The organism is Acidimicrobiales bacterium (genome assembly GCA_041394265.1).
Lineage (GTDB): Bacteria > Actinomycetota > Acidimicrobiia > Acidimicrobiales > SZUA-35 > JBBQUN01.
The window spans coordinates 2,563,726-2,584,396 of the sequence record JAWKIO010000005.1 but is presented as its reverse complement, the minus strand read 5'-3'; the positions used below and the strand labels follow the sequence as shown (position 1 = coordinate 2,584,396).

Genomic DNA, 20,671 nt, shown 5'->3' with positions numbered 1-20,671 from the left:
CAGCGAACGGCGCGTCACTGAACGGACGGAGCGAGGGACACACATGACGACCATCGAGGGCACGCACGACGGACGGTTCGACGAGCTGGTCGAGTTCCTGTCGACACAGGTCGACAGCGGCCACGACCTCGGACTGTCGGTTGCGCTCACCATCGACGGTGCCCCGGTCATCGACGTCTGGGGCGGCTGGGCCGACCTCGACCGCACGGTCCCATGGACCGAGAACACCATCACCAACGTCTGGTCGACCACCAAGACCATGACCAACCTTGCAGCACTCGTCCTGGCCGATCGGGGCCAACTCGACCTCGACGCGCCGGTCGCCGACTACTGGCCCGAGTTCGCCGCCAACGGCAAGGAAGGGGTGCTGGTCCGTCACGTGCTCAGCCACACCTCGGGCGTATCGGGTTGGGAGCAGCCGGTGACGATCGACGACGTCATCGACGTGCCGACCGCGACGGCCCGGCTGGCCGAACAGGCGCCGTGGTGGGAGCCGGGCACCGCCTCGGGCTACCACGCCCTCAACCAAGGCCACCTCGTCGGCGAACTCGTTCGCCGTACCGACGGTCGGTCGCTCGGCACCTTCTTCGCGGAGGAGATCGCTGGTCCGCTCGATGCCGACTTCCACATCGGCCTGCCGGCTGCCCACCACCACCGGGTCTCCAACGTCGTCCCTCCGCCGCCGATGTCGGCCGACCTCGGCGCCCTCCCGCACGACCACCCAGCCGTCCGCACGTTCACCGGACCGGTCGCCTCGGCCGAGGCCGCCTGGCGTCCCGACTGGCGCCAGGCCGAGATCGGCGCCGCCAACGGGCACGGCAATGCCCGCTCCGTCGCACGGATCCAGTCGGTCGTGGCCAACGGCGGAACGCTCGACGGCGTCCGCCTCCTGTCGCCGTCGACGATCGACCGCATCTTCGACGAGCAGTCCAACGGCATGGACCAGGTGCTGTTCACGAACGTCCGATTCGGCATCGGCTACGCACTCGAGGCCGACAACTTCCCGACCATGCCCGAGGCACGCCGCTGCTTCTGGGGCGGCTGGGGCGGCTCGGTCGTGATCAACGATCTCGATCGCCGCATGACCATCAGCTACATGATGAACAAGATGCAGGGCGACATTCTCGGCAACGCCACCGCCAAGGGTGTGGTCGAGCGAATCTACGAGATCGTGGGCTGAGACTAGGCTCGCGTCATGCGACGCGAACAGGTGCTCTTCCCCGCCCTGCGCTACGTCGCGAAGCGGCCGTGGCTCGCCCGGGGACTGAACCCGCTGCTCGCGCCCTACAACCCATTCGACCCCGATCGCCGCAGCAACCCCTACCCCGGGTATCAGCTGCTCCGCAACGAGGGGCCGGTCATGTACCACGAGCGGCTCCAGGGCTACATCGTGAGTGGCTACGACGAAGCCGAGGCCGTCCTCCGGTCGCCGTCGGTATCGGTCGACCGCAGCGGCCAGCTCCTCACCGTTCGCCCCTACTCCCAGCTCGATGACGACGTCATGGCGTTCTTCTCGACCTGGCTCATCTCGATCGACCCGCCCGACCACACACGGCTGCGCAAGCTGATCAGTCGGGCGTTCACGCCACGCTCCATCGAGTTGCTCGAACCCGGCGTCGCCAACCAGACCAACGAGTTGCTCGACGACCTCGCCCGGCGGTCCGCCGACGCCGCGCTCCCCGCCAGCGTCGACGTCATGCCGACGTTCGCCGATCTCCTCCCCATTCAGGTGATCGGACAGCTCCTCGGTATCCCGAAGAGCGACTGGCCGTGGCTGAAGACGATCTCCGACGAGGTCGTGAAGTTCGTCGATCCGCTCAATGGCTTCGACCCGAGCGAGATGAACCGTCTCGTTCGCGAGTTGTCCACCTACTTCGGCGACCTCGCCGAGCAACGGCGGATCGAGCCCGGCGATGATCTGTTCAGCCGCCTCATCGCCATCGAGGAGGATGGCGACCGGCTCACCCGCAACGAGTTGATCTCGATGCTCAGCCTGGTGATGGGGGCCGGCCACGAGACCACGTCGAGCCTCATCGGCAACGCCCTGCTCGCCATCGACGCCCACCCCGACGCTCGCGGATTGCTCCTGCAACGCCGCGATCTCGACGCGAATGCCATCGAAGAGCTCCTGCGATTCGACAGCCCGGTGCAGGTCACCCAGCGCACGACGCTCGAATCGATCGATGTCGGAGGCATACGCATCCCCGCCGGAAGCGACGTCACCATCCTGCTCGGAGCCGCCAACCGTGATCCTCGGCGCCACGATCGGGCCGGTGATCTCGTCCTCGACCGCCACGACCCCAGGCCGCTGTCGTTCGGCCACGGCATCCACCACTGTGTCGGTGCGGCGCTCGCCCGCATGGAAGGCCGAGTCGCCGTCACGTCCTTCGTTCGTCGCTTCCCTGGCTACTCGGTCGATCGCGACGAGATGCGCTGGAAGTCGACCCTCACCCTGCGCGGACCGAGCTCGCTGCCGGTCTTCCTCGATTAGATGCTCCCCGACACCGATCCCGAGGTCGCCGGTCGTCGCGCCCTGCTGCGTCAGATCGGCTTCGTCGTCGGCCTGGTGGTCCTCATGTGGGTGGTCGAGTTCGTGGACACCTTCGCCCTCGGCGATCGGCTGCAGGGCAACGGCATCGTGCCCCGAACCTCGAGCGGGCTCGATGGGATCCTCTGGGCGCCCTTCCTCCACGCCGACTGGCGCCACATCTTCTCCAACAGCGCACCGTTCCTCTTCCTCAGTGCGCTGGTCGCCATTCGTGGCTTCGGGTACTGGCTCCGGGTCACGGTCGTGGCCTGGCTCCTCGGTGGTGCGCTGACCTGGATCTTCGCCGGCACCGGCAACCACATCGGCGCCAGTGGGGTGGTGTTCGGCTACCTCGGCGCACTGCTCGGCGCCGCCATCTTCGAGCGGAGCGTGCGCGCCGCCGCACCGGCGGCGGTCGCCCTGTTCCTCTACTACGCCATGTTGATCGGCCTGGTTCCCCAGCAGGGCATCTCGTGGGAAGGCCACCTTGCCGGGTTCCTCAGCGGCATCGCCATCTCGCGCACGATGGTGCGGCCCCGCGAGCGCCGAGTCGACGACGAACTGCCGATCGCCGGCGACTATTGGATGGAGTGACATGGACCTCGGACTCGGCAAACGAACAGCGCTGGTGACCGGCAGCCACCGCGGCACGGGGGCCGCGACCGCACGAGTCCTCGCGGCCGAGGGAGCCTCGGTCATCGTCCACGGGCTCGAACCTGGTCAGCCCGACGCCGTGGTCGAGTCGATCCTGGCCGAGGGCGGCAAGGCTCGTGGTGTGGTCGCCGACCTCCTCGATGACAACGCCGTGGCGGCGATGGCCGACGAGGTCGGCACCGAGATCGACATCGTCGTGTGCAACTACGGCGTCGCCGCGGGCGGGCGGTGGTCGACCGCCGATGACGATGCCTGGCTCGAGGCCTACGAGCGCAACGTGCTGTCGGCCGTGCGGGTCATCCGGGCGTTCCGCCCCGCCCTGGTCGAACGGGCGTGGGGTCGGATCGTGCTGCTCGGCACGGTCGGGTCGCTGCGCCCGGCGCCGATCCGGCCGCAGTACTACTCGGCCAAGTCGGCCCTACCCGGTCTGGTGGTCAGCCTGGCGCAGGATCTGGCCCAGACCGGCGTCACGGCGAATCTGGTCAGCCCGGGTCTGATCGCCACCCCCGAGGTGCTCGAACGGCTGCGAGGCCGTTCGGTCACCGAGGCCTTCGGCTCCGATCTCGCGCCCCTGACCACCGCCATGACCACGCCCGACGAGGTCGGCGCCGTGGTCGCCTTCCTCTGCAGCGACCAGGCCTCGTCCATCACGGGCTCGAACTTCCGCATCGACGGCGGCGCCGCCCGAGCAGTCACCCCCTGATCGACTGTCACTGTCGCTTCCTAGGGTGGATCACATGACCACCGCCATCGAACCGCCACGACCAACCCGTGCCGAGGTCGAGGCCGAGCTGGCCGAGCACGTGCGGTCGTTGGCCGGTCCGAACGCTCGTCCTCGGCCCGAGCAGATCGAGGCCGTCGCTGCGGTGGTTGCCGGTCGTCGTCGCACCCTGCTCGTCGCCCGCACCGGGTTCGGCAAGTCGGCGGTGTACTTCTCCGCCACACGTATGCTTCGCGATCGAGGCTGGGGCCCCACCGTCGTGGTGTCCCCCCTGCTGGCCCTGATGCGCGACCAGGTCGCGGCCGCCCGCAACCTCGGCCTGGCGGCCGAGACGATCAACTCGTCCAACCTCGATTCCTGGGACACCATCGAGGCCCGCATCCTCCGCAACGAGGTCGACCTGCTGCTGATCGCGCCCGAGCGACTGGCCAACGAGGGCTTCCGCAATCGAGTGTTCTCCTTCATGCAGTCCCAGCCGTTCGCCCTCGTGTGCGACGAGGCACACTGCATCTCCGATTGGGGCCACGACTTCCGGCCCGATTACCGACGTCTCCGGCGCCTGCTCGCCGACCTTCCGGCCTGGACACCGGTGCTCGCCACCACGGCCACCGCCAACCAGCGCGTGACCGACGACGTCGCCACCCAGCTCGGCGACGACACCCTCGTCCTGCGCACCTCGCTCGATCGCGCATCGCTCCACCTGAGCGTGGTCGAACTCGACAACGATGCCCAGCGCCTGGCGTGGCTGGCCGAGACCATCGATCAACTTCCGGGCTCCGGCATCATCTACTGCCTCACCCAGGCCCAGGCCGACGACACCGCATCGTGGCTACGCAGCCAGGGCCACGACGTCGAGTCCTACACGGGTGGCATCGACGCCGACACCCGCCTGCGCCTCGAAGACGGCCTCCGCAACAACGAGCTCAAGGCGCTCGCCGCCACCTCGGCGCTCGGCATGGGATTCGACAAGGGCGACATGGCGTTCTGCATCCACCTTGGTCTCCCACCGTCACCCGTCGCCTACTACCAGCAGATCGGGCGGGCGGGACGCAACATCGAACGGGCCGAGGTGATCGCCCTGCCTCGTCCGGTCGAAGACGCTGCGGTGTGGCGCTGGTTCGAGTCGGTGTCGCTGCCGTCGGAAGCCATTTGTCGGGCCGCGCTCGACCAGCTCGACCGGTCCCGGCCCACCTCGGTGGCGTCACTCGAGACCTCGGTCAACCTCGGGCGCAATCGCATCTCGACGCTCATGAACATCCTCGAGGTCGACGGTGCGGTGCAGCGGGTCCAGGGCGGCTTCGTCCGCTCGAACAACGACTGGCGCTACGACCACGAGCTGGCCTCCACCCTCAGCCGGCTGCGTCGCGACGAGTCCGAACAGATGCTCACCTGGGCCGCGCTCGATCGCTGCCGGCTGCGGTACCTCCGCGAGGCGCTCGACGACGCCGAGGCCACCGACTGCGGCCGATGCGACATCTGCACCGGGCACAGCTGGTCGCACCAGCCCGATGCCGATCTCACCAGTCGGGCCAACGCCTTCCTCCGTGGCGGCGAACTCGTCGTCGAGCCTCGCAAACAGTGGCCAACCGGTCTCGATGCACCAAAGGGGCGCATCGGCGCCGATCGCCAGGCTCAGCCCGGTCGGGCCCTGGCCCGCATCGGCGACGGCGGCTGGAGCACGCCACTGGCCGGTCTCATCGCTGCCGCCGATCGCGCCGACCCGGTGGATCCGCCCGACGACTTGATCCGTGCCCTGGCGGCGGTCCTCAAGGGCTGGGCCTGGGAGGAACGCCCCACCTGGATCTGCCCGATGCCGTCACGTCGCCGCTTCGAACTGATCGATGGCGTTGCGTCGAAGCTGGGCGCACTGGGCAAGCTGCCGGTCCACCGCGCCCTCGTCGAACACCCGACACCCGACGCCACCTTCCAGGTCGAGCAGGCCAACTCGGCCCACCAGGTCGGCAACGTTCATGGTCGCATCGTCGCCGATCCGAGTGCCCTTCCCCGAGACCCGGCCGTACTGGCCGGCCCGGTCCTGCTGATCGACGACGAAGCCGACTCGCGATGGACGCTCACCGTGGCGGCATGGGAACTGACCGGCACCGGATCGGGCCCGGTACTTCCGCTCGTGCTTCGCACCCGCTGAGCCCGATCCCATCGATGGCCTGACCAGCCGAAAGATGCGATGATCGCCTGATGGATCGATACCCGCTGGCTGCCGACGTCATCGACGTCAACCTGTGGAGCCCGTCCACGTTCGCCGACGGCCCGCCCTATGAGGCCTTCGCTGCACTCCGCAAGCAGGCGCCAGTTGCCTGGCATCGCGAGCCACCCAAGCGTGAGGGTGGCCGTGAGGGACCGGGCTTTTGGTGCGTCACCCGCCACGCCGACATTCACACCGTGTCGACCGATCCGGCAACGTTCTCGTCGTGGCTCGGTGGCTTCACCGGGGCCGACATCCGTGGCGACATCCTCGAGGAGACCCGCCTCAACCTGATGGCGATGGACCCGCCCGAACACACCGCCCTCCGCAAGGCCATCCGGGAGCCGTTCGGCCCCAAGGGCGTGGCCCGTCTCAGCGAGGCGATCCAGCAAATCGCCGTCGATGTCGTCGACGCCATCTCCGCAAAGGGATCCGCCGAATTCGTCGACGAGGTCGCCTCGGAGGTGCCACTCCGCATTCTGGCCAACCTGCTCGGTGTCGCCGAAGCCGACCGTCGCACCTTCTATGCCTGGTCGAACGCGATCATCGGCAACCACGACCCTGACTACGGTGGCACGGTCCAGGACTTCCTCGCCGCCAAGGACGCCCTGTTCGACTACGGCCGGGCCGTGATCGCCGAGAAACGGGCCAACCCTGGCGACGACTTCATCTCACGCGTGGTCAATGCCGAGGTCGACGGTCGACCGATGGACGACGATCACGTGGCGATGATGTGGTACCTCTTCCTCGTTGCGGCGAACGAAACCACTCGCTCCACCCTGACCGGCGCCGTCCGGGCGCTCAGCGAGTGGCCTGATCAGCGCGAGCTGCTGCTGTCGGATCTCGACGCCCACCTCCCGGGGTTCGTCGAGGAGACCCTGCGGATGAACAATGCCGTGCTGCACTTCCGGCGAACCGCCACCCGCGACACCGAACTCGGTGGCGCCGAGATCAAGGCCGGCGACAAGGTGCTCATGTGGTACCCGTCTGGCAATCGTGACGAAACGGTCTTCGACGATCCAGAGCGATTCGACCTCACCCGCTCGCCCAACCTTCACCTCGCCTTCGGCGTCGGGCCGCACTTCTGCCTCGGCGCCCGGCTGGGTCGGCTCTCGGTGGCTACCACGCTGCGAGAGCTGCTGACCCGGCTCCCCGACATCGAGGTGTCAGGCGAAGCCAAGGGCGCTCACTCGACCTTCCTGAACTGGGTCAAGGTGCTGCCGGTCAGCTTCACCCCGGAATGACCCGACGAGTGGCGGTCGCGATGTCGGCGATGGGCTGATAGTCGAGCACGGCCGCCGGATCGATCTCGCCTCGCCGGACGGCCAGCGCCGTCTCGAACGCCGGCCGCTCCGCCTCGGAGGCCGCCGCCAACATCCGCTCACCCGCCTCGGTCTTCGAAATGATCTCACCGGTCTCGATGGTGTGGGCCAGGCGGGCCGGACCAAGACCGAGCCACTCGAGCATCCGAGCCTCCACTGATCGTGGCTCGGCGAGCACCTTGTCGACCAGCGGCAACCAGTACTCGTCGAGGTTCCGACGGCAAAAGGCCGCCAGTTCGGCGTCGTCGGGGTCGCGCATCCACACCGATGTCGGCGTGCCCCGAACGGCCACGGCATGGCGCACCAAGTTGCGCCAGGTGACCGGGTTGACCTCGAAGTCGGTGCCGTAGCTCGTCTCACCGTTCAAATACGACACCGACGGCACGATCGGATCGGCGTTGGTGGCGAGTGACGAGGTGGTCAGGTAGCTCGCCTGGAGCGGGCTGCCGCCGGCCTGGCGCTCACGTTGGTGGACGGCGTCGATGACCGGAACATCGGCGGGGCCGAGGGGGTGCCGGGTCACGATCACGAGATCGATGTCGGAGTGACCGGGGTGATAGTCGCCGAGCGCGATCGATCCCACGACGTGAAGCCCCGACACCACGTCGGGGAGTTCTCGGTCGAGTTCGGCGAGCAACCCCTCGATTCGTGGGCGGACATCATCGGGCAGCGCTGCGTCCATACCTTCGACCGTACCGAAGACCGGCAACACCATGGCATCGGGGTAGCCTGCGCGCGCTCCACCCGTCCCGATCAAGATGCTCGAGAATCGATGTCCGACCCGATGAACGACGCGGTACCCCACCCGTCGCCACGAGCCGCCGCCACGGCGCTCCTCGGTGGGTTCGGCTTTCTCATGCTCGGCAACGGGATGCAGGGTTCGCTGATCGGTGTGCGGGCCGAGATCGAGGGGTTCTCGAGTGCCTGGACCCCGATCATCATCGCTGCCTATTTCGCCGGCTACCTTGCCGGCACCAAGGTCGCCCTGCGTACGTTGGCGCAGGTCGGCCACATCCGGGTGTTCGCGGCCCTGGCGTCGCTCGCCTCGACGGCTTCGCTGCTCTACGCCGTCGTTCTCAGCCCGCCGATGTGGGTACTGCTCCGCCTCGTCACCGGCATGTGTCTCGCCGGCCTGTACGTGGTCGTGGAGTCCTGGTTGAACGCCATCACGACCAACATCACTCGCGGCCAGCTCCTCGGCGCCTACATGACCGTGTCGACTGCCGGCATCGGCCTCGGCCAGCTGCTGCTCAACGTCGCCGACCCCGCGGGCGTGAAGCTGTTCATCTTGGCGTCGATCCTCGCCTCGCTGTCGCTCATCCCGATCGCGCTGTCGACCACCTCGGCGCCACCCGTCGTCGCACCCGAGCCGCTCCCGATACGCCAGCTGTACACCCTCATGCCGCCCGGTGTCGTCGCGGCCGCGCTCGTGGGCGTCAGCCAGGGAACGATCATGGGCATGGCCTCGATCTACGCGAGCCGCGAGGGCCTCAGCGGGTTCTCACTATCGGCCTTCCTCTTCGCTCCACTGGTCGGGGCCACCGTGCTGCAGTTCCCCGTCGGCCGCTGGTCCGACCGGGTGCATCGTCGCTCGGCGTTGGCGGTCGTTGCCGCATCGGCGGGGGCCCTCAGCTTGTCGTTGCTGTTCGTCCGGCCCGACAGCGTGATCGCCCTTGCCATCTTGTTCGTCGCCGGTGGCGCCATCTTCCCGCTCTACTCGGTGTCGCTGGCCTTCCTCAACGACAATCTCCCCGCCGAGTACCTGATGGCCGGCTCCGCTGGCTACGTCCTCCTCAGCGGCATCGGGGCGTTCTTCGGACCGCTCATCACCGGTGGCCTGATGTCAGCGATCGGGCCGAGCGGCTACTTCGTCGTCCTCGGCGGCATCCCGCTGCTCCTGGCGCTGTACCTCGGGGTTCGCATCACCACCAAGGAAGCCATTCCGGTCGAGGACCAGGGTGACTGGGTGCCGACCGCGCGCGGTGCCGGTGCACTCGCCGCCGTCGACGAGCGTCGCAAGCTACGAAACCGCCGTCGCGACTGAGCTCGCTCAACAATCATCGCCAACGGCCGATGGACACGGAACACTCGCTCGCCGGCACCCGGCCGCGGGCGCGAGAGGGAAGTGACTGCCATGCGCCACCATCGACGTTCGTTCCACCTGCTCATCGCCGGATCGGCCCTGTTCCTCGCCTCGTGCGGATCGAGCGGCTCCGACACCGCCGCCGGGGGTTCCGACGGCGGCTCGAGTGAGGCCACGACCACGACCGAAGCTGGACCGTCGCCGATCTACACCGAGTCCGAATTCGATCAGGTGTGCCGGGGCACGGGCCTCGAAGCGGCCGCCGGCTTGAGCGCCGAGACCGGCGTCCACCCGCTCGTCATCCTCGAGGGCGAGGATCCCGAGTACAGCTACAGCAGTGTCACGCTGCCCGACGGCTGGGAGGTCGAGATCGGGAACTACGAGGCGACCGAAATGGTCGCCTGCCTGAACCGGGTGTCGGCCACGCCGGTCGAGCTCTGTGAAGGCTACGAGGATTCCGACAGCGGCATCTCGTGGTCGGTCCAGACCTTCGATGCCACCTACGAGCTGACCCTGCGTGACGCCAAGACCGCCGAAGTCATCGCCACCGAATCGTTCGAGGGCCCCTCGGACGGCTGCCCGATGTTCTCCATCTTCAGTGAGGGCGACCCCGATCCTGCGCCCGAGTACGACGTGCCGAGCGCCGACATCGAAGTCTTCCTCAAGGACTACGTCACCGGCGCCTGAGCGTTCGGGCGCCCGTTCAGTCGCTGTTCACGCCGTGGGCACCGACTGGCCACATGGGCGCGGTGCCACCCGGGTACCGTGCACCCATGCGCCTGCTTGTAACGAACGACGACGGCATCGATTCCGTTGGCCTCCACATCCTCGCCGAGGCGATGAAACCGCTCGGTGATGTGATCATCGTCGCCCCCGACCGGGAGTACTCCGGCGCCGGTGCCGCCATCGGCGCACTCTGGCTCACCCGGCCCGAGGTGCACCAGGTCAAGCTCGACGGGTTCGACAACGTGTGGACCGTCTCGGGCCCGCCGGCGCTGTGCGTCTTCTTCGCTCGGCTCGGCGCCTTCGGCCCCAAGCCCGACCTCATCGTCTCCGGCATCAATCCCGGCGCCAACGTCGGCCGCTCGGTCTATCACTCCGGCACCATCGGCGCCGCCCTCACCGCCCGCAACGGAGGGATCAATGGCGTGGCGGTCAGCCAGTCGGTCACCGGTTTCGGTGCCGAGGGCCAGGGCTGGGACGACGCCATCGCCAACCAGAAGTGGCACACCGCCGCCACCATCGCCGCCGAGGCCGTGCAGGCCATCATCGATTCGCCGCCCTCCACCCCGTCGGTGCTCAACATCAACGTGCCGAACGTCGAGCTCAGCGAGCTCACCACCCGGCGCTGGACCCAGGTCGGCAACGAACCGCCTCGAGCGATGTCCACGGCCAAGCTCGAACCGAAGATCGGCCACGAGGGCAGCTTCTACGTCGACATGTCGTTCGGTGAGGAGCGAGAGCAGTCGAGCGCCACCGACGTCGGCGCCATCATGGCCGGCGAGGTCTCGTTCACGTGGCTCGGCCGTATCCAGGCCACCGACGAGGGCACCGAGGCAATCGACTCACGGATAGACGCACTGCTCCAGAGCTGAGCTAGCCTCTGGCTTGGCCTCGTAGGCGCTCGGGAGAGCGGTCGGTTCGCCGGCCCGCCGAAGGAGCAACCGCCCCGGAAACTCTCAGGCATCCGTACCGTTTGTCTTTGGCCACTCTGGAGAGCGTCGGATTCCTGCCCGTGCGGGGAGAAGCGGCCACCGAAGGAGAAAGCGGCTCACCCCGCCAAACTCTCAGGTATCAGCGACAGAGGGGGCACCCAGCCAACGAGCTTCGAGGTGCCTGAGTGTCTGATCCTGCGTCCAGTCCTGCAACCGTGTCCGATGCCGAATCCGCAGCACCGGTGCCGCTCCAGACCCCGCTCGCTGCGCTGCACGACGAACTCGGCGGGCGCATGGTCGACTTTGCCGGCTGGTCGCTGCCGGTCCACTACGAGGGCGCCATCGCCGAGACCAACTGGGTCCGGGCCTCGGCCGGCCTGTTCGACGTCTCACACATGGGTGTGGTCGACCTCTTCGGCAACGGCGTCGCCGAGGCGCTCGAAACCATCACCCCGGCCGGGATCACCACCCTGCAGCCGGGCAAGATGCGCTACGCACTGCTCACCAACGCCGAGGGTGGGCTGATCGACGACATGATGGTCACCCGGCCCGAGTCGGCCGAGGCGGGAGAACACCTCGTGCTGGTCGTCAACGGCGCTCGCCGTGCGGTCGACCTGCCGCACCTGCGTGCGTCGCTCGCCGGCATCGAGGTCGTGGAGCGGGCTCCCTACGCCCTGCTGGCGCTGCAGGGTCCGAAGGCGGTCGACGCGCTTGCTCGGCTCGCTCCTGCCGTGGCCGAGCTGGTCTTCATGGAGGCCACCACCGTCGACCTCGACGGCACGACGGTCGAGGTCTCGCGATCGGGCTACACCGGGGAAGACGGCTTCGAGCTGGTCGTCCCGGCCGCCGGCGCCGAGACCGTCGCCCGGGCCTTGCTCGCCCAGCCCGAGGTGCGCCCCGCCGGCCTCGGCGCACGTGATGCCCTGCGGCTCGAGGCGGGACTCTGCCTCTACGGCCACGACCTCGACGAGACCATCAGCCCCGTCGAGGCCGACCTGGTCTGGTCCATGCCGAAACGCCGTCGCGAAGCCGGCGACTTCCTTGGCGGAGCACGAGTCCTCGACGAGCTGGCGAACGGCACCACTCGGGTTCGCGTCGGGCTCGCTCCCGAGGGCAAGCGCCCGGTGCGCGAGGGCGCCACCCTCTCGACACCCGACGGCGAGCCGGCCGGTGTCGTCACCTCCGGCGGGCACGGCCCCACCGTGGAACGCCCCGTCGCCATGGGCTACGTGCCGCCGGCACTCGCCACCGTCGGCACTCGGCTGATCGCCGACGTTCGTGGCAACGACGTGCCCTGCGTCGTCGCCGACCTCCCCTTCACTCCCCACCGCTACGTCCGAGGTGCCTGACATGACCGCACTCCCCCACCAATTCGTCACCCGCCACCTCGGGCTCACCTCCGAGGATCACGCCAAGATGCTGGCCGACCTCGGCCACGCCACCCCCTCGGCGTTCTTGGATGCTGCGGTGCCGACCGACATCCAGATCGGCGAGCCGCTCGACCTGCCACCTGCGCTCACCGAGACCCAGGCCCTCGCTCGTCTCCGATCCCTCGCCGATCAGAACACGGTGCTCACCAGCTGTATCGGCATGGGGTGGAACGACTGCATCACCCCGGCCGTCATCCGGCGCAACATGATCGAGAACCCGGCCTGGTACACCTCCTACACGCCGTACCAGCCCGAGATCTCACAGGGCCGGCTCGAGATGCTGACCGTCTTCCAGACGATGGTCGCCGAACTGACCGGGTGCGAGCTGGCGAACGCCTCCATGCTCGACGAGGCAACGGCCGCCGCCGAGGCGATGACGTTCCTCCGCCGCGGCGACAAGACCAAGCGCACCGGCTTCTTCGTCGACGCCGAATGCCACCCGCAGACCATCGAGGTCGTACAGACCCGGGCCGAACCGCTGGGCATCGAGGTCATCGTCGGCGACCCGACGACCGATCTCGATCCCGACGCCGTCTACGGGGCGCTCCTCGCCCACACGGGCACCACCGGCCGCCTGCTCGACCTCACTCCGATCGCCGAGGCGCTGCACGCATCCGGCGCCGGTGTTGCTGCCGCCACCGATCTGCTGGCCTGCACCATCGTCACGCCGCCGGGTGAGATGGGCGCCGACGTCGTAGTGGGCTCGGCCCAGCGCTTCGGTGTTCCCATGGGCTTCGGCGGACCGCACGCCGGCTTCATGGCCACCAGCCAGGACCGTGCTCGCCAACTCCCCGGCCGTCTCGTCGGGGTGTCCCTCGACGCCAACGGCAAACAGGCGTACCGCCTCGCACTCCAGACCCGCGAACAGCACATCCGCCGGGAGAAGGCCACCTCGAACATCTGCACCGCCCAGGCGTTGCTGGCCAACGTGGCTGCTGCCTACGGCTGCTGGCACGGACCCGACGGACTCCGCGCGATCGCCTACAGCGTCCACCACCTCGCCCAGCAACTCGCCGGTGCCCTCACCGGTGCCGGGCTGACCGTCGAGTCCTCGGCCTTCTTCGACACCGTGACCGTCCAGATGCCGGGCGCTGCGGCTGCGGCCGTGCACCGAGCCGTCGAGGCCGGGATCAACCTCCGCCTGGTCGACGCCGACCGAGTTGGGGTGTCGTTCGACGAGACCTCGACCGTCGACACGCTCGCCACCGTCGCCGGTGCGCTCGTCCCCGATCTCGGGGTCGCCACCTTCTCGTCGATGGAAGGCTTCATACCGGTCAGCGTCCTCACCGATCGCGATGGCCCCTGGTACCGCACCACCGGCTTCATGACCGACGAGCGGTTCCACCGCTACCAGAGCGAGCACGAGATGCTGCGCTGGCTGCGCAAGCTCGCCGATCGAGACCTGGCGCTCGATCGCACCATGATCCCGCTCGGTAGCTGCACGATGAAGCTCAACGCCGCCGCCGAGATGGAGCCGATCAGATGGCCCGAGTTCGCCGGCATCCACCCGTTCGCCCCGGCCGACCAGACGGTCGGCTACCGCACCCTCATCCGAGAGGTGGAAGAGGCGCTGATCGAGGTGACCGGCTACGACGCCATTTCGCTCCAGCCGAATGCCGGGAGTCAGGGCGAGTACGCCGGCCTGCTGGCGATCCGGGCGTACCACCAGAGCCGGGGCGACGACCAGCGCGACGTCTGCCTCATCCCATCGTCGGCGCACGGCACCAATGCTGCCTCGGCGGTCCTCGCCGGGATGCGCGTCGTGGTCGTCGCCAGCACCGAGCGAGGCGACGTCGACCTCGACGACCTCAATGCCAAGATCGATGAGCATGCCGACACCCTGGCGGCGCTGATGGTCACCTACCCGTCGACCCACGGCGTCTACGAGCGCACCATCATCGAGATCTGCGATCGGGTGCACGCCGCCGGCGGCCAGGTCTACACCGACGGGGCCAACCTCAACGCGCTCGTCGGTGCGGCCAAGCCCGGTCGTTTCGGTTCCGATGTGAGCCACCTCAACCTGCACAAGACCTTCTGCATCCCTCACGGCGGCGGCGGCCCTGGTGTGGGCCCCGTCGGCGTCGGCAGCCATCTTGCACCGTTCCTCCCGGGGCACAGCGTGGTCGACGGCATCGGTGGCGTCGGTGTCGACGGCCATCGGGTCGGGGCCGTGTCGGCCGCACCATTCGGGTCGGCGGGCATCCTGCCCATCACGTGGATGTACATCCAGATGATGGGCGCCGACGGCCTGCGCCGCGCCACCGAGGGTGCCGTGCTCGCTGCGAACTACGTCGCGAAGCGACTCAGCGAGCACTACCCGGTGCTCTACACCGGGCCGAACGGGCTCGTCGCCCACGAGTGCATCATCGACCTGCGTCCCATCACCGACGCCACCGGCGTCACCGCCGACGACGTCGCCAAGCGGCTCGCCGACTGTGGCTTCCATGCCCCCACCATGTCGTTCCCGGTCGCCGGCACCCTGATGATCGAGCCAACCGAGTCGGAGAGCTTGGCCGAACTCGACCGGTTCTGCGACGCCATGATCATCATCAAGGGTGAGATCGACGCCGTTGCCAACGGCGACGTGGCCATCGCCGATTCCGTGTTGCGCCATGCGCCGCACACCGCCGATGTGCTGATCGCCGACGACTGGGACCGGGCGTACTCACGGCGCCAGGCTGCCTTCCCGATGCCCGGGATGTCGACCGACAAGTACTTCCCACCGGTCGGCCGGGTCGACAACGCCTACGGCGACCGTCACCTCAGCTGTTCCTGCCCGCCGCTCAGCTCCTACGACTGAGCGCCGCTCGGGCTCGTGGCGTCCCCTGCGATCAGTGGGGGACGACGCGGAACGCCCGTGACAGCAGCGGGCTCTCGGCGTCGAGGTGGGCGTCGGCCGATGCCGGCTCGGCCACTCGGCCGAACTCGAATCCCGAACGGTCCGCTGCTCGGCGCCGGCTGGGTCGCCCCTGCGGGGCGGCGTCGGCGGGTGCCGGGGCCTCGGTGGCCCAGATGTCGGCCTGGGTGGGCGTGCGCTTGTCGACGAGGGTCCACCCCACCGGAGCGGTGCGGGTCTCGGCATGATCGGCGCACAGGGGAATCCCGGCGACGGCCTCGGCCAGGTCGATGATGTGGACCTCGGCGATGTCGTTCTTGAACTGCATGCTCGCCACGGCCTCGATACCGCAGCTCAATCGTGCACAACGCAGTCCCATGGCCAGGGAATCTAGCGGGATCTGATCGCACAATCGTGGACCCGGCCGATCAGCCCCAGCCACGACGGCTGCCCGGCAGATCATCCCGAACGCTCGGCTGTCGAGCCCACACCCACGCAACTCTCGGCTGCTGAGCCCACTTCCGGGTCCGGGGGCCGAGAGATGTGCGACGGTGGGCCGCTGAGCCGAGCGTTCAGGTCGGCAGGGAGGCGCCTTTCGGCGCGGCGATTGTGGTGGAAGAGTGTTCGCATGCACTCGATGGTCCACGCCCTCCTTCGTCAACCTGCGGCCGGTCAACCCGCGGCCGATGCGTCGATCGTCCGTGTCGTGTCACTCACGGGATTCGGGCGCCGCGACGCCGCCGACGGTGCCGTGGTCGACCAGGCCGGCATCCACGGTGAGATCCTGGGCGGGATTCTCGACGACCCGATCCGCCAGGCGCATGCCGCCGGTGGTCGGCAGCTGGTTTCGGGCCGCATCACCGACCCCGACGCCGACGCCGCCGGGCTGTTGTGCGGCGGCACCGCCCGCCTCCTGCTCACGCCGCTCGACGAGGTGCCCGAACTGTTCCGCACATCGGTCGCCTCCGCCACCCCGGTGGCGCTCGTGACGCAGATCGGAGCCGACGGCACGATCGGTGACACCGTCGTCGTCACCCGTGCCGCTGCCGAGGGGACTATCGCCGACGACGCGTCGACGTCCGCTGCCGTCGACGCCGCACGGGAACTGTTGGCCATGGGCAAGTCCGACACCCGGGTCGTCGAGCACGGCGGTGGCGAACTCGCGATCGCCACCCTCGTGCCCCTGCCGTCGGGCCATGTCGTCGGTTCGGGACCGATCGCCGAGGCGATCATGGCGCAGGGACAGCTCATGGGTTGGACCGTGACGTCCGACGAGACCGTCGACGCCGGCGAGGCGTTCCTCACGACGGCAGGACCGGCCGACGCCATCGTGATTCTGTCGCACGACCCGCGCATCGACACCCCGCTCCTCGACGCGGCACTTCGGTCCGACGTCGGCTACGTCGGTGCCATGGGGTCGCGCCACACCCAGGCCAAACGTCGCACTCGCCTCGAGGCACTCGGGCACGACGAAACGAGCCTGGCTCGCATCCACGGACCGGTCGGTCTCGACCTCGGGTCACGCACCCCGGCCGAGACGGCCGTGGCGATCGCCGCCGAGTATCTCGCCAACCGATCCGGTCGAGCGGCGCAGTCGCTGGGTACCACCACCGGCCCGATCAACGGCTGAGGTCACCCGGCACGCGCCGCTCCGCCAGCTGCCAGGTCGGGATCCAGGTCAGCCCCGAGCCGAGGTCAGCTCCGCCAGCTTGGCGCGATAGGCCTCGACGTTGCGCTCCTTGATCTGCTCGTAGCCGCGGATCATGTCGGGCAGCTCCGCAATCTCGACCGCAGTGTCGACGTTGTGCTGGTTCAACCCGGCCAGCAGATCGTCGATGACCGTGCGGTACTCGTCGATGAGCTCACGTTCGAGTGTGCGGTGGGCCGAGCGTCCGAAGGGATCGATCGCCTTGCCTCGCAACCCCTTCATCCGGGCCAACCCGGCGAACGCGATGTCGCCGGAGCGGCCGAGGCCGATCTTCTTCGTGAGCCCGAGCTTGCGGGCCGTCGGCGGGTGCAGCTTGTAGGTGATCGTCGACTCGTCGCCGAACTGTTCCTTGATGGCGGCCTGGAAGGCTTCGGAACGGTGCAGGCGTGCCACCTCGTATTCGTCCTTGTAGGCCATCAACTTGTGGAGGTTGCGAGCAACGGACTCGGAGAGGCGCGAGTCGCCGGGGACGGCCGCCGACTCGAGCGAGCGGACTCGGGCAACAGCATCGACATAGGCCTGGGCGTACGCCACGTCCTGGTAGTCGATGAGGTCGGCCGCCCGGATGCCGAGCAGTCGTTCGAGCTCCTCGCTCGGCGAGTCGACGGCAGCGATCATCTTCTCGACCTTCGCGGTCCGCTTGATCTCACGCTTGGCCCGGCCCGGGCGCTCCAGATCGAGTGTGGCCAGGAAGTCGGGATCGATGGCGATCTTGCGTCCGATGCGGAACGCCTGGATGTTCGTGTCGATCGCCACCCCGTTGAGTTCGATGGCCCGCTCGATCGCATCGGCGCTGATCGGGATGACGCCCGACTGATAGGCCGAGCCCAGCACGATGATGTTGGCGGGCATATGGGACCGGAACAGGTTGTCGGACAGGTTGGTGGCGTCGTAGTAGAGGTTCTTCGCCGGTGTGGTCGCGTCGTCGATGAGGCTGCGCAGCCGCTCGAACTCGGGGAAGGTGGCCTTGGTGTCGAGCACCATGGTCGGCGTCGGCACCTTCGACGACGACACGATGGCGACCGTCCGTTCGGGTGTGGCCTTCGCCAGGTTCAGCGAGCTGGTGCCGGTGAGGACATCGAACACCAGGTAGGCGTCGGCCTCACCGGCGCCGATCTTGTTGCCTTCGCCGATCTCGTCGGACTGGTCATCGCCCGCGCGCCGAACCTTGAGGTTCGACACCACCGGACCGCCCTTCTGCGACAGGCCGGTCTGGTCGAGACCATGTGCCACCTTGCCGTCGAGCAGGGCAGCCGTTGCGAGCAGCTGGTTGACGGTGACCACACCGGTCCCGCCGATCCCCATCATGAGGATGTTGCCTTCGTCGATGCGCCGTGAGGGTTCGGGCAGATCGTCGCCGATGGCGGCGATGGCGACGGTCGCCTTCTGCTTGACCTTGCCGGCCGGGATGACCTCGACGAACGCCGGGCAGTCGCCCAGCAGGCAGCTGTAGTCCTTGTTGCAGCTGGACTGATGGATCTGGGTCTTGCGCCCGAACTCGGTCTCGACCGGCTGCACGGAGAGACAGGTGGACTTGGCGGCGCAGTCGCCGCACCCCTCGCACACCGCCTCGTTGATGAAGACACGCATCGGTGGTTCTTCGACGAGACCACGCTTGCGGTCTCGACGCAGCTCGGCGGCGCAGGCCTGGTCGTAGATCAGCACGGTGGTGCCGGGAATGTCGCGCAGGATGCGTTGGGCCTCATCGAGTCGATCTCGATGCCAGACGTCGGTGCCGGCAGCGAAGTCGGCATCCGAGCCGTACTTCTCGGGGTGGTCGGTGAGGACCATCACCTTCGCCACACCCTCGGCTTGCACCGACCGGGTCAGCTCCGGCACGGTCATGCCGCCATCGACGTCTTGGCCGCCGGTCATGGCGACCGCAGCGTTGTAGAGGATCTTGTAGGTGATGTTCGTCCCGGCGGCCACGGCCTGCCGGAGGGCCAACGAACCCGAGTGGTGGTAGGTGCCGTCGCCGATGTTCTGGAAGCGGTGGTTCTTCCCGACGAACGGCGCCGCGCCGACCCATTGGGCACCCTCGCCACCCATCTGGGTCAGCCCAATGACGTGACGACCCGGGTGGAGGCCGGCCATGCCGTGGCAGCCGATACCGCCGCCGACGTCGGAGCCGTCGGGCACCACGGTCGAGCGATTGTGCGGGCATCCCGAACAGAAGTTGGGCACACGGTTCGCACCCTCACCGGAGGCGCCGAGCGCCACGGGGATGTAGGTGCGCTCCTTGGCGATGAGGCCGATGTTGGCCTCGCCGAACCGGTCGACCAGGAACGGCCGCAGCTTGCGGGCGACGAGATCCACGTCGATCTCGCCGTGCCCGGGGAACCAGAACTCGCCGGCCTGGTTCCGCTTGCCGAAGATCATCGGCGCGTTCGGCGTGCCGTAGAGGATCTCCCGCACCTGGCTCTCGATGAACCCCCGCTTCTCCTCGACGAGCACGATGACGTCGAGCCCGCGAGCGAAGTCACGAATCGATGCGGGTTCGAGCGGCCACACGAGCGCCGGCTTGAGGACGCGCACACCGAGTCGATGCAAGGTGGGCTCGTCGAGACCCATGCGGTCGAGGGCCTCGCGCAGGTCGTAGTAGGTCTTGCCCGCCGCGATGAGCCCGACCCGCGCGTCGGCGGCAGGGACGGTCACCTCGTTGAGTCCGTTGAGCGCCGCGAACCGCTCGACCGCGACCATCCGACCCTCGTGGATCTCGAGCTCGGCCCGAACTGCCGCCGGCCCGACCGGGTAGTCGATCTGCGTGGGCGCCCACGGGTGCCCGTCCCACGAGAACTCGGGGCGTTGCGTGCGGACCCGACCCGGCCCCACCTTGATGGTCGAATAGCCGTCGGCAACATTCGTGACGATCTTCAGCGCCGCCCACAACCCGCTGAAGCGGGAGAGCTCGTAGCCGATGCGCCCGTAGTCGGCCACCTCCTGCACCGTGCCGGGGTAGAGGATCGGCGTTTGGAGATGCTGGAGCATGTACTCCGATTCGGAGGCCAGGGTCGACGACTTCGATGCGGGGTCGTCACCGGCGACGAGCAGCACGCCGCCCTTCGGATCGACGCCGCAGGTGTTGGCGTGCCGGATGGCGTCGCCGCTGCGATCGAGGCCTGGCGCCTTGCCGTACCACATGCCGAGCACACCATCGTGCTTGCCGTCGAACTGCTTGTTCGCCACCTGGCTTCCCCAGATGAGCGTGGCCCCGAGATCCTCGTTGAGCCCCGGGATGAACGTGATGTTGTTGTCGGCGAGTTGGTCGGCGTTGCCGAGCATGAGCGAGTCGATGCCGCCGAGGGGTGAACCTCGATAGCCCGACACGAGCGCGGCATTGTCGAGGCCATCGCGTCGATCGGCTCGTAGCTGGTCCAGGAGCACGCGAAGGAGCGCTTGCACGCCGCTCATGGCGACGTCGCCCTCGTCGATCCGGAAGCGGTCCTCCAGCTGGAATTCTGCAAGTGTCATCGTGGTCTCCTCGGTGCGGCGGGTGGTCGTCTGATCAGTTCGTGGTTGGTTCGATGGGCGT

Annotated in this window: 14 protein-coding genes, 1 pseudogene and 1 riboswitch; of the genes and pseudogenes, 12 read left to right on the top strand and 3 right to left on the bottom strand. The window is 68.3% G+C overall.

What is annotated here, in order from left to right:
* Positions 1-43 precede the first annotated feature (43 nt).
* Genes R2733_12600 through R2733_12575 form a run of 6 tightly spaced genes read left to right on the top strand, consistent with a single transcriptional unit; the run spans position 44 to position 7,349 of the window.
* Complete coding sequence (locus R2733_12600) at positions 44-1,180, top strand: serine hydrolase domain-containing protein (protein MEZ5377337.1); 1,137 nt, start codon at positions 44-46, stop codon at positions 1,178-1,180.
* 15 nt (positions 1,181-1,195) lie between these two features.
* Positions 1,196-2,491, top strand: a complete 1,296-nt coding sequence (locus R2733_12595; GenBank protein MEZ5377336.1) for a cytochrome P450 — start codon at positions 1,196-1,198, stop codon at positions 2,489-2,491.
* Positions 2,492-3,121: a rhomboid family intramembrane serine protease gene (locus R2733_12590; protein MEZ5377335.1), complete on the top strand. Its 630-nt coding sequence runs from the start codon at positions 2,492-2,494 to the stop codon at positions 3,119-3,121.
* A gap of 1 nt (position 3,122) precedes the next feature.
* On the top strand, positions 3,123-3,884 hold the full coding sequence (locus R2733_12585) for an SDR family oxidoreductase (protein ID MEZ5377334.1): 762 nt from the start codon (positions 3,123-3,125) through the stop codon (positions 3,882-3,884).
* A gap of 34 nt (positions 3,885-3,918) precedes the next feature.
* A complete protein-coding gene (locus tag R2733_12580; protein MEZ5377333.1) occupies positions 3,919-6,048 on the top strand; it encodes a RecQ family ATP-dependent DNA helicase in 2,130 nt (709 codons plus the stop codon).
* A 50-nt stretch (positions 6,049-6,098) separates the two neighbouring features.
* Positions 6,099-7,349 carry a cytochrome P450 gene (locus R2733_12575; protein MEZ5377332.1) on the top strand — a complete coding sequence of 417 codons (1,251 nt, stop codon included), beginning with the start codon at positions 6,099-6,101 and terminating at the stop codon, positions 7,347-7,349.
* Here R2733_12575 and R2733_12570 read toward each other — a convergent pair.
* A complete protein-coding gene (locus tag R2733_12570) occupies positions 7,336-8,142 on the bottom strand; it encodes a nucleotidyltransferase domain-containing protein (GenBank protein ID MEZ5377331.1) in 807 nt (268 codons plus the stop codon). The genes R2733_12575 and R2733_12570 overlap by 14 nt on opposite strands.
* A gap of 57 nt (positions 8,143-8,199) precedes the next feature.
* Here R2733_12570 and R2733_12565 point away from each other — a divergent pair, with 57 nt between their 5' ends.
* The 5 genes from R2733_12565 (at position 8,200) to gcvP (ending at position 15,395) form a co-directional block, all read left to right on the top strand.
* The gene (locus R2733_12565) at positions 8,200-9,471 is read left to right on the top strand and encodes an MFS transporter (protein MEZ5377330.1); all 1,272 of its coding nucleotides are present in this window, start codon (positions 8,200-8,202) and stop codon (positions 9,469-9,471) included.
* A gap of 90 nt (positions 9,472-9,561) precedes the next feature.
* On the top strand, positions 9,562-10,197 hold the full coding sequence (locus R2733_12560) for a hypothetical protein (GenBank protein ID MEZ5377329.1): 636 nt from the start codon (positions 9,562-9,564) through the stop codon (positions 10,195-10,197).
* Positions 10,198-10,283: 86 nt separating this feature from the next.
* Positions 10,284-11,105, top strand: a complete 822-nt coding sequence (gene surE, locus R2733_12555) for a 5'/3'-nucleotidase SurE (GenBank protein ID MEZ5377328.1) — start codon at positions 10,284-10,286, stop codon at positions 11,103-11,105.
* A 106-nt stretch (positions 11,106-11,211) separates the two neighbouring features.
* Positions 11,212-11,324: riboswitch (glycine riboswitch) on the top strand.
* 26 nt (positions 11,325-11,350) lie between these two features.
* Positions 11,351-12,514 carry a glycine cleavage system aminomethyltransferase GcvT gene (gcvT, locus tag R2733_12550; GenBank protein ID MEZ5377327.1) on the top strand — a complete coding sequence of 388 codons (1,164 nt, stop codon included), beginning with the start codon at positions 11,351-11,353 and terminating at the stop codon, positions 12,512-12,514.
* A gap of 1 nt (position 12,515) precedes the next feature.
* Positions 12,516-15,395: an aminomethyl-transferring glycine dehydrogenase gene (gene gcvP / locus R2733_12545; protein MEZ5377326.1), complete on the top strand. Its 2,880-nt coding sequence runs from the start codon at positions 12,516-12,518 to the stop codon at positions 15,393-15,395.
* Between the two features lie 31 nt (positions 15,396-15,426).
* Here gcvP and R2733_12540 read toward each other — a convergent pair whose 3' ends face one another.
* Positions 15,427-15,810: a DUF3499 family protein gene (locus R2733_12540; GenBank protein MEZ5377325.1), complete on the bottom strand. Its 384-nt coding sequence runs from the start codon at positions 15,808-15,810 to the stop codon at positions 15,427-15,429.
* Positions 15,811-16,059: 249 nt separating this feature from the next.
* On the opposite strand from R2733_12540, the gene R2733_12535 reads away from it, so the two are divergent.
* A complete protein-coding gene (locus tag R2733_12535; GenBank protein MEZ5377324.1) occupies positions 16,060-17,061 on the top strand; it encodes an XdhC family protein in 1,002 nt (333 codons plus the stop codon).
* A 48-nt stretch (positions 17,062-17,109) separates the two neighbouring features.
* Here the strand turns inward: R2733_12535 and R2733_12530 are convergent.
* Positions 17,110-20,622 (bottom strand): annotated as a pseudogene (locus tag R2733_12530) (indolepyruvate ferredoxin oxidoreductase family protein).
* Positions 20,623-20,671 lie beyond the last annotated feature (49 nt).

Coding starts and splice junctions, on each gene's coding strand:
- R2733_12600 (MEZ5377337.1), top strand. CDS start 44: ATGACGACCATCGAGGGCACGCACGACGGACGGTTCGACGAGCTGGTC.
- R2733_12595 (MEZ5377336.1), top strand. CDS start 1,196: ATGCGACGCGAACAGGTGCTCTTCCCCGCCCTGCGCTACGTCGCGAAG.
- R2733_12590 (MEZ5377335.1), top strand. CDS start 2,492: ATGCTCCCCGACACCGATCCCGAGGTCGCCGGTCGTCGCGCCCTGCTG.
- R2733_12585 (MEZ5377334.1), top strand. CDS start 3,123: ATGGACCTCGGACTCGGCAAACGAACAGCGCTGGTGACCGGCAGCCAC.
- R2733_12580 (MEZ5377333.1), top strand. CDS start 3,919: ATGACCACCGCCATCGAACCGCCACGACCAACCCGTGCCGAGGTCGAG.
- R2733_12575 (MEZ5377332.1), top strand. CDS start 6,099: ATGGATCGATACCCGCTGGCTGCCGACGTCATCGACGTCAACCTGTGG.
- R2733_12570 (MEZ5377331.1), bottom strand. CDS start 8,142: ATGGTGTTGCCGGTCTTCGGTACGGTCGAAGGTATGGACGCAGCGCTG.
- R2733_12565 (MEZ5377330.1), top strand. CDS start 8,200: ATGTCCGACCCGATGAACGACGCGGTACCCCACCCGTCGCCACGAGCC.
- R2733_12560 (MEZ5377329.1), top strand. CDS start 9,562: ATGCGCCACCATCGACGTTCGTTCCACCTGCTCATCGCCGGATCGGCC.
- surE (MEZ5377328.1), top strand. CDS start 10,284: ATGCGCCTGCTTGTAACGAACGACGACGGCATCGATTCCGTTGGCCTC.
- gcvP (MEZ5377326.1), top strand. CDS start 12,516: ATGACCGCACTCCCCCACCAATTCGTCACCCGCCACCTCGGGCTCACC.
- R2733_12540 (MEZ5377325.1), bottom strand. CDS start 15,810: ATGGGACTGCGTTGTGCACGATTGAGCTGCGGTATCGAGGCCGTGGCG.
- R2733_12535 (MEZ5377324.1), top strand. CDS start 16,060: ATGCACTCGATGGTCCACGCCCTCCTTCGTCAACCTGCGGCCGGTCAA.